At 64.4% G+C, this 14,298-nt stretch carries 11 protein-coding genes; 6 read left to right on the top strand and 5 right to left on the bottom strand.

Annotated features, from left to right (window positions below; translation table 11 throughout):
- Positions 1-57 precede the first annotated feature (57 nt).
- From pabB to rloA, 4 genes are all read right to left on the bottom strand, one after another.
- A complete protein-coding gene (gene pabB / locus C4K39_RS09565) occupies positions 58-1,401 on the bottom strand; it encodes an aminodeoxychorismate synthase component I (RefSeq protein WP_124346220.1) in 1,344 nt (447 codons plus the stop codon).
- A gap of 155 nt (positions 1,402-1,556) precedes the next feature.
- A complete protein-coding gene (locus C4K39_RS09570; protein WP_022643231.1) occupies positions 1,557-2,543 on the bottom strand; it encodes an alpha-L-glutamate ligase-like protein in 987 nt (328 codons plus the stop codon).
- On the bottom strand, positions 2,543-4,075 hold the full coding sequence (gene rloB, locus C4K39_RS09575) for an osmotic stress tolerance membrane protein RloB (protein ID WP_068577304.1): 1,533 nt from the start codon (positions 4,073-4,075) through the stop codon (positions 2,543-2,545). The genes C4K39_RS09570 and rloB overlap by 1 nt, the downstream gene beginning before the upstream one ends.
- Positions 4,076-4,080: 5 nt before the next feature.
- Positions 4,081-4,617 carry a retropepsin-like aspartic peptidase RloA gene (gene rloA, locus C4K39_RS09580; RefSeq protein ID WP_124346221.1) on the bottom strand — a complete coding sequence of 179 codons (537 nt, stop codon included), beginning with the start codon at positions 4,615-4,617 and terminating at the stop codon, positions 4,081-4,083.
- A 267-nt stretch (positions 4,618-4,884) separates the two neighbouring features.
- Here rloA and C4K39_RS09585 point away from each other — a divergent pair, with 267 nt between their 5' ends.
- The 6 genes from C4K39_RS09585 to prpD all read left to right on the top strand — a co-directional run bounded on the left by C4K39_RS09585 (position 4,885) and on the right by prpD (position 13,231).
- Positions 4,885-5,607 (top strand): GntR family transcriptional regulator, encoded by a 723-nt coding sequence (locus C4K39_RS09585; RefSeq protein WP_068577300.1) that lies wholly within the window; start codon positions 4,885-4,887, stop codon positions 5,605-5,607.
- Positions 5,604-6,488: a methylisocitrate lyase gene (gene prpB / locus C4K39_RS09590; RefSeq protein ID WP_124346222.1), complete on the top strand. Its 885-nt coding sequence runs from the start codon at positions 5,604-5,606 to the stop codon at positions 6,486-6,488. The genes C4K39_RS09585 and prpB overlap by 4 nt, the downstream gene beginning before the upstream one ends.
- A gap of 82 nt (positions 6,489-6,570) precedes the next feature.
- On the top strand, positions 6,571-7,728 hold the full coding sequence (gene prpC / locus C4K39_RS09595; RefSeq protein ID WP_068577296.1) for a bifunctional 2-methylcitrate synthase/citrate synthase: 1,158 nt from the start codon (positions 6,571-6,573) through the stop codon (positions 7,726-7,728).
- A 2-nt stretch (positions 7,729-7,730) separates the two neighbouring features.
- Positions 7,731-10,343: a Fe/S-dependent 2-methylisocitrate dehydratase AcnD gene (gene acnD / locus C4K39_RS09600; protein WP_124346223.1), complete on the top strand. Its 2,613-nt coding sequence runs from the start codon at positions 7,731-7,733 to the stop codon at positions 10,341-10,343.
- A gap of 61 nt (positions 10,344-10,404) precedes the next feature.
- Positions 10,405-11,595, top strand: a complete 1,191-nt coding sequence (gene prpF / locus C4K39_RS09605; RefSeq protein ID WP_124346224.1) for a 2-methylaconitate cis-trans isomerase PrpF — start codon at positions 10,405-10,407, stop codon at positions 11,593-11,595.
- A gap of 151 nt (positions 11,596-11,746) precedes the next feature.
- The gene (gene prpD, locus C4K39_RS09610; protein WP_124346225.1) at positions 11,747-13,231 is read left to right on the top strand and encodes a 2-methylcitrate dehydratase; all 1,485 of its coding nucleotides are present in this window, start codon (positions 11,747-11,749) and stop codon (positions 13,229-13,231) included.
- Between the two features lie 98 nt (positions 13,232-13,329).
- Here prpD and ppsR read toward each other — a convergent pair whose 3' ends face one another.
- Positions 13,330-14,148: a posphoenolpyruvate synthetase regulatory kinase/phosphorylase PpsR gene (ppsR, locus tag C4K39_RS09615; protein ID WP_068577288.1), complete on the bottom strand. Its 819-nt coding sequence runs from the start codon at positions 14,146-14,148 to the stop codon at positions 13,330-13,332.
- Positions 14,149-14,298 lie beyond the last annotated feature (150 nt).

Below are 14,298 nucleotides of genomic sequence, written 5' to 3' on the forward strand. Positions count from 1 at the left end.
GCGTAGCGGCCGCGAGATCGGGTAGCCGCTACCATCAGCTCCTGCGGGCAGCTGTCGTCAGAGCTGCTGCAGGGTGTCCAGCAGGACTTGCACCTTGGTGATCGACTCCTGGTATTCGGCCTGCCAGTCCGAGTCGGCCACGATTCCGCCGCCGCCCCAGCAACTGATCTGCCCGTCCTTGGCCAGCAGGCTGCGGATGGCGATGGAGCTGTCCATTTCCCCGCGCACGTCCAGGTACAGCAGCGAGCCGCAATACAGCGCCCGGCGCGTGGGTTCGAGCTCATCGATGATCTGCATCGAGCGGATCTTCGGCGCGCCGGTGATCGAGCCGCCAGGGAAGCTGCCGGCGATCAGGTCCAGGGCATCCTTGTCGTTCGCCAGCTCGCCGGTGACGCTGCTCACCAGGTGGTGGACGTTGGGGTAGCTCTCCAGGCTGAACAGCTCCGGCACCCGCACCGAGCCGATGCGGCAGCTGCGGCCCAGATCATTGCGCAGCAGGTCGACGATCATCAGGTTTTCCGCCCGGTCCTTGGCGCTGGCCAGCAGTTCGGCGGCGCTGGCCGCGTCCTCGGCCGCATCCCGGCCGCGGGGGCGGGTACCCTTGATCGGCCGGGTTTCCACCCGGCCCTGGCTGACATGAACGAAGCGTTCCGGTGACAGGCTCAGCACCGCGCCACCGTCGGGCAAGCGCTGGAAGCCGGAGAACGGCGTGGGGCAGGCCGCGCGCAGCGCACGGTAGGCCACCCATGGATCGCCCTGGTACCGGCCGCGAAAGCGCTGGGCGAAATTCACCTGGTAGCAATCGCCGGACCGGATGTAGTGCTGGATGCGTTCGAAAGCCTGGCGATAGTCATCGGCGCCAAGGTCGGCCTGCATGGGGCTGGTCAGCTGGAACGAGGTGCTGGGTGCCGGCAGCGGCTGACTGAATAGCTGGAGCAGGCGCTGGCGCTCGCTCGGTGCCAGGCTGGGATGGAACACCAGTTGGCTGGTGCCCGCCTGGTGATCGTTGACCAGTGCCCAGGCATACAGGCCCAGGCGCGCATCGGGCAGGTGCAGGTCGTCCCGGGCCTGGCTGGGCATGCGCTCCAGGTGCCGGCCGAAGTCATAGCTCAGGTAGCCGATCAGGCCGCCGGCGAACGGCAGGTCGTAGGGGGCGGGAATCTGTGCCGGGCCCAGTTGCGCCAGGTTGTCCCGCAGGCGTTGGAGGAATGCGCCGCCACTTTCCTCGGCGGCCACCGTCAGTTGCGCCAGGGGCCAGGCACTGAGCAGGTCGTAGCGGCCGCGCTCGGCGCTGGGGCGGCCACTATCGAGCAGCACGGCGCCGGGGGCGTGTTCGATTGCCGCGAAGTAGTCGGCGGGATTGTCGCGATAGGGGAGCGGGTGTACGGAACAGGTCAACATGCGGGGCAGATCAGCCATCGGGGCGCGGCTGGCGATTGTAGTCCCCCCGGGGATTTGCTCCTAGGGGGGAGGTCGGCAATGGTGCGGTTTACGACGTACCGCTTGCATTGGCCACTGCCAGCGGCTGCGCCAGGACCTTCTGGCAGCCGTTGCGATCAGCCTTCAACGGCGGGGATATGGCCGAACAGTTGCTGGGCGAAACGTACTCGTTCCTCGACGCTTTCCTCGATGCCCTGGGCCTTGAGCTGTTCCAGGTGGGCCTCGATGGCGTGGGTGCGCTGGGTCAGGCCGCAGTCGTTGGCGATCTGGATGTTCAGGCCCGGGCGGGCGTTGAGCTCGAGGATCAACGGCCCCTTGTCCTGGTCCAGCACCATGTCCACGCCGATGTAGCCCAGGCCGCACAGCTCGTAGCAACCGGCCGCCAGCTTCATGAAGCCGTCCCAGTAGGGCAGCTGCACGCCGTCTACCGCGTTGGTGGTGTCCGGGTGCTTGGTAATGATGTTGTTCAGCCAGGTGCCGCGCAGGGTCAGGCCGGTGGCCAGGTCGACCCCGACGCCGATGGCGCCCTGGTGCAGGTTGGCCTTGCCGCCGGACTGGCGGGTCGGCAGGCGTAGCATGGCCATCACCGGGTAGCCCATGAGCACGATGATGCGGATGTCCGGCACGCCTTCGTAGCTGATGCTCTTGAAGATCTGGTCCGGGGTTACCCGGTACTCGATCAGCGCGCGGTCGCGGTGGCCGCCCAGGGAGTACAGGCCGGTGAGAATGCTGGAGATCTGATGCTCGATTTCCTCATGGCTGATGATCTTCCCGGAGACCGTGCGATAGCGGCCCTCGAAGCGGTCGGCGATCACCAGGATGCCATCGCCGCCGGCGCCCTGGGCCGGCTTGATGACGAAGTCGTTGCGCCCACCGATGATCTCGTCGAGCTTGTCGATTTCCTTCTCGGTGGAGATCACCCCGTACAGTTCCGGCACATGGATGCCGGCCTTGAGCGCCCGTTCCTTGGTGATGATCTTGTCATCGACGATGGGGTACAGGCTGCGCTTGTTGTACTTGAGCACGTAGTCGGCGTTACGCCGGTTGATGCCCATGATCCCGCGCGCTTCCAGGGCCTTCCAGGTCTTCCACAGGCCGAACATCAGGAGTCAGCCTTGACGAAGGCTTTGAAACGCACCAGCTCCGTCAGCCGGTAGCCGCGGTAGCGACCCATGGCCAGCATGAAGCCCACCAGGATCAGCAGCATCGCCGGGAAGGTGAAGACGAAGTACGTCAGCTCCGGCACGCTCATGATCAGGTGCGCCAGGGAGGCGGCGAACAGCGTGCCGATCGCGACTTTCATCGCATGGCCGCCGCCACGTTCTTCCCAGGTGATGGACAGGCGCTCGATGGTCATGGTCAGGATCACCATCGGGAACAGCGCCACCGACAAGCCGCGCTCCAGGCCCAGCTTGTGGCTGAACAGGCTGATGGCGGCGATCAGCACCACCACGAAGGTCAGCACCACCGACAGGCGCGGCAGCATCTGCAGCTTCAGGTGTTCCAGGTAGGAGCGCAGCGACAGGCCCAGGGCAGTGATCACGGTGAACAGCGCGATGCCGAAGCCCAGCTGGGTCTCGCGAAAGGCCAGGGCGATCAGCACCGGGGTGAAGGTGCCCAGGGTCTGCAGGCCGATCAGGTTGCGCAGCACCAGGATCACCAGCACGCCGATGGGGATCATCACCATGATCATGAAGGTCTGCTGGGTTTGCAGCGGCAGGCCGTAGAGCGAGTATTCGAGGAAGTTGGCGTCGGTGTTCTCGTCGGTCAGCTTGGCCAGGCGGATGGCGTTCATCTCGCTGTTGTTCATGCTGAAGGTGACGTTGGCTTTCTTGCCGCCATCGACGGTGATCAGGTTGTCATCGCCGGTCCACCACAGCAGGCGATCGCTGGGCAGGCCCTGCTCGCCGGTCTCGGGGTTGAAGTACAGCCAGTCGGTGCCGTTGAAGCTGCGCAGCCACAGCTCCGGGGTCTGCGGCTGGTCGGCCACCAGGCGGATGGTGTGGACCTTCTCGGCCGGCACATGGGCGATGGACAGCAGCAACTCGACGATCTTGGCCTTGTTGGCGCTGGAGGAGTCGCCGGCCAGCAGCAGCTTGGCATTGTCGTCGCTGGCGTTGTTGACCCGCTTGATGGCTTCGCTGATGAAGGTCTCGACGTCCGCCGAATGCTGGCGGATCGGCGCCAGCAGGGCGTCGGCGGCAATCTTCTCCGGCCCTTCGATGGCCATGCTGTCGCGGAAGGTCGGGCCCTTGACCTTGGCTTTCTCGGCGCTGTAGCGCTTGGTCAGGACCAGGCGGTAGTACAGGGTCTGGTTGCCCTTGGCCCGGCGTGCCGACCAGGTGACCTTGCGATTGCCATCGACGCGGTTCACCGCCACGCCATAGTTGTTGGAAATGAAACTCTCGTTGAGGCTCACATAGTCGCGGCTCAGGGGCGGCACGAACATCTGGATCTTGATCGGGTCCTTGCCGTTGGCGACGAACTCGACCTTGGCATCGATGTTCCACAGATCGTCAGTGGCGTCCTCGGTCACCGGAATGCCAAGCACGAAGATCTGATAAGCCGTGATCGAAATGCCCAGCACCACCAATACGGCGATCAGGACTTTCAGATGGAGGGTAAGAGAGCGCATTGGAATTACTCTGCGGTATGAGCGTCAGTGGCGCAGGCAGGTTTGCCAGCAGCGTATTTAAGACTGGGGTCGACCAGCGCATCGAAGCGCTTGAGGGCTTCGGAGCCGATCAAAAGCGGGTATTGGAATGCGCTACGGTCGGTCAAGTTCACTTCGATGCTGCGTAAAGCGTTGCCCATGCAGACCTGCAGGGCGATCACCGGGCGTGCGGTGTAGTTCTTGTCCTCATCGGGATCATAGTCGCCGGCGCGGCGCTTGATCTTGCTGACCCGTGCCAGGGGGCGTTCGATGGGGTGGGAATGAGCCGTGTCGATGGCCAGGTAGAAACGCACCCAGGATTCGCCATCGCGCTTGAAGCGCTTGATGTCGCGGGCACTCAGGGAGGCGGTCTTGGCCCCGGTGTCGAGCTTGGCGGCGACCTCCAGGTCGATGCCTGCAAGTTGGGCGTATTCATTCAAGCCGTAGACGGTCTTGCCGGCGGCGAAGCCGGTGCCAGGAAGGATGAATAGGCAGAGCAGTGGGAGAAGGGCCTTGAGAGTCATAGATCCTGGTGGTCATGGGTTCTTCAGTTCAAGGCGACCGGCATTGCTGCGCAAGCTCCCTCGTGTGCTTGCCATAAAAAGATGACAGGCCGATGCGGGCGGCATTCTAGCATGCTGGTTTTATGGCGCCAGCGCCGGGGGTGGGCCTTTTGTCTCGTTTTGATGCAATCAGTTATTAGACGATTGTCGACAATCTCTATTTTTCCTTTGACTGCGATGGGGCTATTGGCTAATTTTCGCCTCATTGATTTTAAAGGTGTCGACAATATGCTGGATCAACTGGAACCCTCGACGCCGGCCCAAGACGACTCCGAGACCCTTTCCGAAAACGTCTTCCGGCGTATCCAGGCCGCCATCGTCAAGGGCGAGATCGCCCCGGGCAGCAAGATCTCCGAGCCGGAGTTGGCCCGCACCTACGGCATCAGCCGTGGTCCGCTGCGCGAGGCCATCCACCGCCTGGAGGGCCAGCGCCTGCTGGTGCGCGTGCCCCATGTCGGGGCCCGGGTGGTTTCCCTGAGCCATGCCGAGCTGATCGAACTCTACGAAATCCGCGAATCCCTGGAAGGCATGGCTTGTCGCCTGGCGGCCGAACGCATGAGCGTGGCCGAGATCGACGAACTGCGCCGCGTGCTGGAGACCCATGAGCGCGATGCGGCGTTCCAGGCTGGTGTTGGCTATTACCAGCAGGAAGGGGATTTCGACTTCCATTACCGGATCATCCAGGGCGCTGCCAACCAGACCCTGACCAAGATGCTTTGCGGCGAGCTCTACCAACTGGTGCGCATGTACCGCCTGCAGTTCTCCAGCGTGCCGAACCGGCCGCGCCAGGCTTTCGCCGAACACCACCGAATTCTCGATGCCATCGCCGACCGAGACGGCGAACTGGCCGAGTTGCTGATGCGCCGTCATATCGGTGCCTCCAAGCGCAATATCGAGCGCCATTACCAGGAAGCGCTCGTCAACCCGTCCAAGACACGAGGTGAGTCATGAGTCAGAAAACCGCCGGCCAGCGCTTGCGCGACGCCATTGCCGAGGAACATCCGCTGCAGGTCATCGGCGCCATCAACGCCAACCACGCGCTGCTGGCCAAGCGTGCCGGCTTCAAGGCCATCTACCTCTCCGGTGGCGGTGTCGCCGCCGGCTCCCTGGGCCTGCCGGACCTGGGCATCAACACCCTGGACGACGTGCTCACCGACGTGCGCCGCATCACCGACGTCTGCGACCTGCCGTTGCTGGTGGACATCGACACCGGTTTCGGCCCCAGCGCCTTCAACATCGAGCGCACCGTCAAGAACCTGATCAAGGCCGGCGCCGCCGCCGCCCATATCGAGGATCAGGTGGGTGCCAAGCGGTGCGGCCACCGTCCGGGCAAGGAAATCGTTTCCACCGAGGAGATGGTCGATCGCGTACGCGCCGCCGCCGATGCCAAGACCGACCCGAATTTCTTCCTGATCGCTCGAACCGACGCCATCCAGGCCGAGGGCGTGGACGCCGCCATCGAGCGCTGCCAGCGTTATGTGGAGGCGGGCGCCGACGGCATCTTCGCCGAGGCCGCCTACGACCTGCCGACCTACAAGCGCTTCGTCGATGCCCTCGATGTGCCCGTGCTGGCCAACATCACCGAGTTCGGCGCCACCCCGCTGTTCTCCCGCGATGAGCTGGCGTCGGTGGGCGTCGCCATCCAGCTCTACCCGCTGTCGGCCTTCCGTGCCGCCAACAAGGCGGCCGAGGCGGTCTACACCGCTATTCGCCGCGATGGCCATCAAAAAGAGGTCATCGATCTGATGCAGACTCGTGCCGAACTGTACGACCGCATCGGCTACCACGCTTTCGAGCAGAAGCTCGACGCCCTGTTCGCTGCCAAGAAATGACCGGACCCGGGCCGCTCCCCGGGAGCGGCCTGCGGATATAACAAGACGCAAGCAACCGGATAAAAATGAGGAGATTCACGCGATGAGCCCCAGCGAAACCACCACCGCCTTCAAGCCGAAGAAATCCGTGGCCCTGAGCGGCACCGCCGCCGGCAACACGGCCCTGTGCACCGTCGGCCGTACCGGCAACGACCTGCACTACCGCGGTTATGACATCCTCGACTTCGCCACCTCCTGCGAATTCGAGGAAATTGCCCACCTGCTGGTCCATGGCAAGCTGCCGAACGTCGCCGAGCTGACGGGCTACAAGGCCAAGCTCAAGGCCCTGCGCGGCCTGCCGGCCGGGGTCAAGGTGGCGCTGGAGCAACTGCCGCCGTCCGCCCACCCGATGGACGTGATGCGCACCGCCGTTTCCGTGCTGGGTTGCCTGTCGCCGGAGAAGGACGACCACAACCATCCGGGCGCCCGTGACATCGCCGACAAGCTGATGGCGTGCCTCGGTTCTGCGTTGCTCTACTGGTACCACTTCAGCCACAACGGCAAGCGCATCGACGTGGAGACCGACGACGATTCCATCGGCGGCCATTTCCTGCACCTGCTGCACGGCGAGAAGCCGCGTGAGTCGTGGGTGCGCGCCATGCACACCTCGCTGATCCTCTATGCTGAGCACGAATTCAACGCCTCCACCTTCACCTCACGGGTGATCGCCGGTACCGGTTCCGACATGTTCTCCTGCATCGCCGGGGCCATCGGCGCACTGCGCGGTCCCAAGCACGGTGGCGCCAACGAGGTGGCCTTCGAGATCCAGAAGCGCTACGACAACCCGGACGAAGCGGAAGCCGACATCCGCGCCCGCGTCGAGAAGAAGGAAGTGGTGATCGGCTTCGGCCATCCGGTCTACACCGTGTCCGACCCGCGCAACAAGGTGATCAAGGAAGTGGCCCGCGAGCTGTCCGTCGAGCAGAGCAACAGCAAGATGTTCGACATCGCCGAGCGCCTGGAATCGACCATGTGGGAAATCAAGAAGATGTTCCCCAACCTCGATTGGTTCAGTGCCGTCAGCTACCACATGATGGGCGTGCCCACCGCCATGTTCACCCCGCTGTTCGTGATCGCCCGTACTTCCGGCTGGTCTTCCCACGTCATCGAGCAACGCATCGACGGCAAGATCATCCGCCCGAGCGCCAACTACGTTGGCCCGGAAGACCTGAAGTTCGTGCCCCTGAAGGACCGCAAGTAATCATGAACAGCCAATACCGCAAGAACCTGCCTGGTACGGCGCTGGACTACTTCGACACCCGCGAGGCGGTGGATGCCATCGCCCCGGGTGCCTACTCCGGCCTGCCGTACACCTCCCGGGTGCTGGCCGAACAACTGGTGCGCCGGTGCGACCCGGCGCAGCTCACCGACTCGCTGAAGCAACTGATCGAGCGCAAGCGCGACCTCGACTTCCCCTGGTACCCGGCCCGCGTGGTCTGCCACGACATTCTCGGCCAGACCGCGCTGGTGGACCTGGCCGGCCTGCGCGATGCGATCGCCGACCAGGGTGGCGACCCGGCCCTGGTCAACCCGGTGGTGCCGACCCAGCTGATCGTCGACCACTCCCTGGCCGTGGAATTCGGCGGTTTCGACCCGGATGCCTTCGAGAAGAACCGCGCCGTCGAGGAGCGTCGCAACGAGGACCGCTTCCACTTCATCGAGTGGACCAAGACCGCGTTCAAGAACGTCGATGTGATCCCCGCCGGCAACGGCATCATGCACCAGATCAACCTGGAGAAAATGAGCCCGGTGATCCAGGCGCGCGGCGGCGTGGCCTTCCCCGACACCTGCGTCGGCACCGACAGCCATACCCCCCACGTCGATGCGCTGGGCGTGATCGCCATCGGCGTCGGTGGCCTGGAGGCGGAGACCGTGATGCTCGGTCGCGCGTCGATGATGCGCCTGCCCGACATCGTCGGCGTCAAGCTCACCGGCAAGCGCCAGCCCGGCATCACCGCCACCGACATCGTCCTGGCCCTGACCGAGTTCCTGCGCAAGGAAAAGGTGGTGGGTGCCTACGTCGAGTTCTTCGGCGAAGGGGCCGACAGCCTGTCCGTTGGCGACCGCGCGACCATCTCCAACATGTGCCCGGAATACGGTGCCACCGCGTCGATGTTCTACATCGACCAGCAGACCATCGACTACCTCAAGCTCACCGGTCGCGAGCCGGAGCAGGTGGCCCTGGTGGAGAACTATGCCAAGACCACCGGCCTGTGGGCCGATGCCCTGGTCACCGCCGAGTACGAGCGGGTGCTGACATTCGATCTGTCCACCGTGGTGCGCAACATGGCCGGTCCGTCCAACCCGCACCGGCGCTTGCCGACCTCGGCCCTGGCCGAGCGGGGGATCGCCGACGAAACCAAGCTGGCCGCCGGCAAGGTCGAACAAGCCGAGGGCCTGATGCCCGATGGCGCGGTGATCATCGCGGCGATCACCAGCTGCACCAACACCTCCAACCCGCGTAACGTGGTGGCTGCAGGCCTGGTGGCGAAGAAGGCCAACGCCCTGGGCCTGGTGCGCCAGCCTTGGGTCAAGACGTCCTTCGCGCCGGGTTCGAAGGTCGCCAAGCTGTACCTGGAAGAGGCCGGCCTGCTGCCGGAGCTGGAGAAGCTCGGCTTCGGCATCGTCGCCTACGCCTGCACCACCTGCAACGGCATGTCCGGCGCCCTGGACCCGGTCATCCAGCAGGAAATCATCGACCGCGACCTGTATGCCACCGCAGTGCTGTCGGGCAACCGCAACTTCGACGGCCGTATCCACCCCTACGCCAAGCAGGCGTTCCTCGCCTCGCCGCCGCTGGTGGTGGCCTATGCGATCGCCGGCACCGTGCGCTTCGACATCGAGCAGGACGTGCTGGGCCATGACCAGGCCGGCAACCCGGTGACCCTGAAGGACCTGTGGCCGAGCGACGAGGAGATCGACGCCATCGTCGCCGCCTCGGTGAAGCCCGAGCAGTTCCGCCAGATCTACATCCCGATGTTCGACCTGGGCACTGTCAAGGAAGCCGAGAGCCCGCTGTACGACTGGCGCCCGATGAGTACCTACATCCGTCGTCCGCCGTACTGGGAAGGCGCGCTGGCCGGGGAGCGCACGCTCAAGGGCATGCGTCCGCTGGCGGTGCTGCCGGACAACATCACCACCGACCACCTGTCGCCGTCCAACGCCATCCTGGCGGACTCCGCGGCCGGTGAGTACCTGGCGAAGATGGGCCTGCCGGAGGAGGACTTCAACTCCTACGCCACCCACCGTGGCGATCACCTGACCGCCCAGCGCGCGACCTTCGCCAACCCGCAGTTGGTGAACGAGATGGCGGTGGTCGATGGCGAGGTGAAGAAGGGGTCCCTGGCCCGTGTCGAGCCTGAAGGCAAGGTCACGCGGATGTGGGAAGCCATCGAGACCTACATGGAGCGCAAGCAGCCGCTGATCATCATCGCCGGTGCCGACTACGGCCAGGGTTCGTCCCGCGACTGGGCGGCCAAGGGCGTGCGCCTGGCGGGTGTCGAGGCGATCGTCGCCGAGGGCTTCGAGCGTATCCATCGCACCAACCTGGTGGGCATGGGCGTGCTGCCGCTGCAGTTCCTGCCGGGCACCGACCGCAAGACCCTGGGCATCGACGGCACCGAGACCTACGACGTGCTCGGCCAACGCACTCCCCGGGCGCAGTTGACCCTGGTGATCCACCGCCACAATGGCGAGCGGCTCGAGGTGCCGGTGACTTGCCGCCTCGACACCGCCGAGGAGGTGTCGATCTACGAGGCCGGCGGTGTGCTGCAGCGTTTTGCCCAGGACTTCCTGGAATCGGCCACAGCCAGTTAAGCGACGTACCGGGGGCGGGCCGCAAGGCACCGCCCCCGGTCTTTATCAGGACCTGAAATCCATGGCATTTGTAGCGCAAATCAAGATTCCAGCCACCTACATGCGTGGCGGCACCAGCAAGGGGGTGTTCTTCAACCTGCAGGACTTGCCCGAGGCGGCGCAGCTGCCCGGCGCGGCCCGCGATGCCTTGCTGCTGCGGGTGATCGGCAGTCCCGATCCCTACGACAAGCAGATCGACGGCATGGGCGGCGCCACCTCCAGCACCAGCAAGACGGTGATCCTGTCCAAGAGCATCAAGCCCGACCATGACGTCGACTACTTGTTCGGCCAGGTCGCCATCGACAAGCCCTTCGTCGACTGGAGCGGCAACTGCGGCAACCTGTCGGCGGCGGTGGGCTCCTTCGCCATCAGCAGCGGCCTGGTGGACCCGGCGCGCATTCCCCACAACGGGGTGGCGGTGGTGCGCATCTGGCAGGCCAACATCGGCAAGACCATCATCGCCCATGTGCCGATCACCGACGGTGCGGTCCAGGAGACCGGCGACTTCGAACTGGACGGCGTGACCTTCCCGGCGGCGGAAGTGCAGTTGGAGTTCCTCGACCCGGCGGCCGAGGAGGAGGGCGGCGGTGGTTCGATGTTCCCCACCGGCAACCTGGTGGACGACCTGGAAGTGCCGGGTATCGGCACCCTCAAGGCGACCCTGATCAATGCCGGGATCCCCACCATCTTCGTCAATGCGGCGGACATCGGTTATCGCGGTACCGAACTGCAGGGCGTGATCAATGGCGACCCCAAGGCCCTGGCGATGTTCGAGACCATCCGTGCCCATGGCGCCTTGCGCATGGGCCTGATCAAGCACCTGGACGAGGCCGCGCAGCGCCAGCACACGCCGAAGGTGGCTTTCGTCGCTCCGCCGGCGGACTACCAGGCCTCCAGCGGCAAGGCGGTCAGGGCGGCGGATGTCGACCTGCTGGTGCGCGCCATGTCCATGGGCAAGCTGCACCACGCGATGATGGGCACCGCGGCGGTGGCCATCGGCACGGCAGCGGCGATCCCCGGGACCCTGGTCAACCTCGCGGCCGGTGGCGGCGAGCGTAGCGCCGTGCGTTTCGGCCATCCTTCGGGCACCTTGCGCGTAGGCGCCGAGGCGACCCTCGAGGGCGGCGAGTGGAGCGTGGTCAAGGCGATCATGAGCCGCAGCGCGCGGGTGCTGATGGAAGGCTGGGTGAGAGTGCCTGGCGACACCTTCTAAGGAGCGGCGGTGGCGAGGGAGCCGGCTCCCTCGCCACCGATGCCGTTATCGAATCATTGAGCAGACGCAGACCTGCGATGCCGTTATTGACCTGAACCTGCAGCCTGAGGAATCGACCTACCCATAACCCCGTCATTGGAGTGCACGATCCATGAGCGCCAACGTTGATCTGAACAACCGTCCCGATTACGACCCGGTTTTGCAGGACATCGCCGATTATGTCCTGGAGTATCGCGTCGACTCCCCCCTAGCCCTCGATACCGCCCGCCATTGCCTGATGGATACCCTGGGCTGCGGCCTGCTGGCATTGCGTTTTCCTGAATGCACCAAGCACCTGGGGCCGCTCGTCGAAGGCACCGTGGTGCCCCATGGCGCCCGCGTGCCGGGTACCAGCTATCGGCTGGACCCGGTGAAGGCCGCCTGGGATATCGGCTGCATCGTGCGCTGGCTCGATTACAACGACACCTGGCTGGCGGCGGAGTGGGGGCACCCGTCGGACAACCTCGGCGGCATCCTGGCCGTGGCCGATCATCTTTCGCAGAAACGCGTCGCCAACGGCGAGGCGCCGCTGAGCATGGGCGATGTGCTGCAGGCGATGGTCATGGCCCATGAGATCCAGGGAGTGCTGGCCCTGGACAACTCCTTTAACCGCGTCGGGCTCGATCATGTGCTGCTGGTAAAGGTGGCCTCCACGGCCGTTTGCGCCCGCTTGATGGGGGCCAATCGCGAGCAGCTGTTGGCCGCGCTGTCCCATGCCTTCGTCGATGGCCAGGCGCTGCGTACCTATCGCCACGCGCCCAATGCCGGGTCGCGCAAGTCCTGGGCGGCGGGGGATGCCTCGAGTCGCGGGGTGCGCCTGGCGGATATGGCCCTGCGCGGCGAAATGGGCATTCCCGGGGTGCTCAGCGCACCGCAGTGGGGCTTCTACGATGTGCTGTTCAGCCATACCAACAAGGACCTGGCGCTCAAGCCCGAGGGCCAGCGGCGCTTCAGCCTGCCCCAGGGGTACGCCAGCTATGTGATGGAAAACATCCTGTTCAAGATCAGCTTTCCGGCCGAGTTCCACGCGCAAACCGCCTGCGAGGCGGCGGTGGCCCTGCATCCCCAGGTGCGCGATCGGCTACAGGAGATCGAGCGAATCGTCATCACCACCCATGAATCGGCAATCCGCATCATTTCCAAGGTCGGGCCGTTGGCCAATGCCGCCGATCGCGACCATTGCCTGCAGTACATGACCGCCGTGCCCCTGGCGTTCGGCACCCTGGTGGCCGAGCACTACGAGGATGATTTCCACGCGGCCCATCCGATCATCGACCAGTTGCGCGACAAGATGCAGATCGTCGAGGACCCACGCTATACCCGGGAGTACCTGGAGGCCGACAAGCGCTCGATCGCCAACGCGGTGCAGGTGTTCTTCGCCGATGGCAGTTGCACCGAGCAGGTGGCGGTGGAGTACCCCATCGGTCACCGTCGCCGCCGGGCCGAGGGCATCCCGCTGCTGGAGGACAAGTTCAAGGCCAACCTGGCCACGCGCTTCAGCGCCCAGCGCTCGGCGCAGATCTTCGATCTGTGCAGGGACCCGGTACGGTTGTCGGCCATGCCGGTGCATCGCTTCGTCGATTGGTTGGTGATCTGAGGCGGGGGAGGCAGCGCCTGGAGCGTTGCCTGTCCGGGATCGCAGGGCCGTAAAGGCCCCTGGTAACAGGAGGGAATGTCAGATTGTAGGAGCGAGGCTTACTTGAAGCGGCGCTCAACGCCTTTTTCCACCAGGATCTTGGCCGAGATTTCCTCGACAGAGAAATGCGTGGAGTTGATATGGGGGATGTTCTCGCGGCGCAATAAGTTTTCTACTTCCCGCACTTCGAATTCGCACTGGGCGAAGCTGGAGTAGCGGCTGTTGGGCTTGCGCTCGTTGCGGATCGCGGTAAGGCGGTCGGGGTCGATGGTCAGGCCGAACAGCTTGTGCTTGTGGGCGCGCAGGGCGTTGGGCAGTTGCAGGCGCTCCATGTCTTCTTCGGTGAGCGGGTAGTTGGCCGCGCGGATGCCGAATTGCATGGCCATGTACAGGCAGGTCGGGGTCTTGCCGCAGCGTGACACGCCTACCAGGATCAGGTCGGCCTTGTCGTAGTAGTGGGTCCGTGCGCCGTCGTCGTTGTCCAGGGCGAAGTTCACCGCCTCGATCCGCTCCATGTAATTGGAGTTGTGGCCGATGGAGTGGGACTTACCCACGGAGTACGACGAGTGCTCGCTCAGCTCCTGCTCCAGGGGAGAGAGGAAGGTGGAGAAAATGTCGATCATGAAACCGTTGGAGGTCGCGAGGATCTCACGAATATCCTGGTTGACGATGGTGTCGAAAATGATCGGTCGATAGCCGTCTTTTTCGGCGGCTATATTGATTTGCTGTACCATGGCCCGCGCTTTTTCCATGCTGTCGATGTACGGCCGCGTGAATTTGCTGAACGTAATGTTCTCGAACTGCGCCAAAAGGCTCTGGCCGAGGGTTTCCGCTGTGATACCGGTACCGTCAGAGATGAAGAAAGCAGATCGTTTCATTTGCGGCTTGGGCCTTAAGCTAGTGACGATTCTTGGATATGATAGGCGCGATTTGTCGGCCGGGAATGGCCCGCATTCTCACTTATTTTCCAAGTCCAGGCCATATAGCGGGCAAACGCTCCCTGGAGCAGCCGGCTTCTGAGCTTTTCC

The organism is Pseudomonas sessilinigenes (genome assembly GCF_003850565.1).
GTDB classification, from domain to species: domain Bacteria; phylum Pseudomonadota; class Gammaproteobacteria; order Pseudomonadales; family Pseudomonadaceae; genus Aquipseudomonas; species Aquipseudomonas sessilinigenes.

Coding starts and splice junctions, on each gene's coding strand:
- pabB (WP_124346220.1), bottom strand. CDS start 1,401: ATGTTGACCTGTTCCGTACACCCGCTCCCCTATCGCGACAATCCCGCC.
- C4K39_RS09570 (WP_022643231.1), bottom strand. CDS start 2,543: ATGTTCGGCCTGTGGAAGACCTGGAAGGCCCTGGAAGCGCGCGGGATC.
- rloB (WP_068577304.1), bottom strand. CDS start 4,075: ATGCGCTCTCTTACCCTCCATCTGAAAGTCCTGATCGCCGTATTGGTG.
- rloA (WP_124346221.1), bottom strand. CDS start 4,617: ATGACTCTCAAGGCCCTTCTCCCACTGCTCTGCCTATTCATCCTTCCT.
- C4K39_RS09585 (WP_068577300.1), top strand. CDS start 4,885: ATGCTGGATCAACTGGAACCCTCGACGCCGGCCCAAGACGACTCCGAG.
- prpB (WP_124346222.1), top strand. CDS start 5,604: ATGAGTCAGAAAACCGCCGGCCAGCGCTTGCGCGACGCCATTGCCGAG.
- prpC (WP_068577296.1), top strand. CDS start 6,571: ATGAGCCCCAGCGAAACCACCACCGCCTTCAAGCCGAAGAAATCCGTG.
- acnD (WP_124346223.1), top strand. CDS start 7,731: ATGAACAGCCAATACCGCAAGAACCTGCCTGGTACGGCGCTGGACTAC.
- prpF (WP_124346224.1), top strand. CDS start 10,405: ATGGCATTTGTAGCGCAAATCAAGATTCCAGCCACCTACATGCGTGGC.
- prpD (WP_124346225.1), top strand. CDS start 11,747: ATGAGCGCCAACGTTGATCTGAACAACCGTCCCGATTACGACCCGGTT.
- ppsR (WP_068577288.1), bottom strand. CDS start 14,148: ATGAAACGATCTGCTTTCTTCATCTCTGACGGTACCGGTATCACAGCG.